The organism is Pseudoroseomonas cervicalis ATCC 49957 (assembly GCF_000164635.1).
In the GTDB taxonomy this organism is placed as follows: Bacteria; Pseudomonadota; Alphaproteobacteria; order Acetobacterales; family Acetobacteraceae; genus Pseudoroseomonas; species Pseudoroseomonas cervicalis.
Genome location: NZ_GG770777.1, coordinates 528,475 through 529,306, shown reverse-complemented (window position 1 = coordinate 529,306; position 832 = coordinate 528,475). Strand labels below are relative to the sequence as shown.

Sequence of the window (832 nt, the reverse complement as noted above, 5' to 3'; positions counted from 1 at the left end):
CGGCGCGACCCACAGCCGCCGCCGACACCACCCGGCTGCGCGCCTTGGTCGTCGATGACAGCGCCATGATGCGCCGCCTGGTGCGAGAAACCCTGTCCGGCGACCCCGCCTTCGCGGTGGTGGGCGAGGCCGGCGATGGCCGCGCCGCCCTCGCCCTGATGGCCGAGCTGCGGCCGGACCTGACCATGCTGGACATCGAGATGCCGGTGCTGGACGGCATCGGCACGCTGCGCGAATGGGCGCTGTCGGGGCATGGCGCGGTGGTGATCGTCTCCTCCGCCGCGCGGCCGGGCTCGGAGCTGGCGGCGCTGGCGCGGCGGCTGGGCGCCAGCGCCGTGGTCGGCAAGCCCTCCGGCGCCTTCAGCCCGGATCTGCGCGACCGCCAGGGCGAGGCCATCCTGCGCGCCGCCCGCCGCGCCACCTTCCTGCCGGCCGCCGCCGGCGCCGAGGGCTGAGCCGATGCTGGAGGAGGATGACGCCCTTTGGGGCGAGTTCGCCGCCGAGAGCGAGGAGCATCTCGACACCATCGAGGCCCTGCTGGCCAGCGGCGCGGCGCCGGCGGCCGAGCAGGTCAACACGCTGTTCCGCGCCTTCCACAGCCTGAAGGGGATGAGCGACGCGCTCGGCGCCTCCGGCATGAAGCATGTGGCGCATGCGGCGGAGGACATTCTCGGCCAGGCGCGCGGCGGCAAACTGGCGGTGGACGCCACCGTGGCGGGCGCCCTGCTGGCCGCGGTGGACGGGCTGCGCCGCCAGCGCGAGGCGGTGCTGGCGGCCAAGCGCGACCTGCCCGCCGAGCCGGCGCTGCTGGCGCAGCTGCAGCGCATCGCCC

General features: G+C 76.0%; 2 protein-coding genes. Both read left to right on the top strand.

The features are described from left to right. A partial coding sequence (locus HMPREF0731_RS02270; RefSeq protein ID WP_007002383.1) for a response regulator occupies positions 1-455 on the top strand: 455 nt, incomplete at its 5' end. A gap of 4 nt (positions 456-459) precedes the next feature. Beyond that, the coding region (locus HMPREF0731_RS24865; RefSeq protein ID WP_007002382.1) for an Hpt domain-containing protein at positions 460-832 on the top strand (373 nt) is incomplete at its 3' end.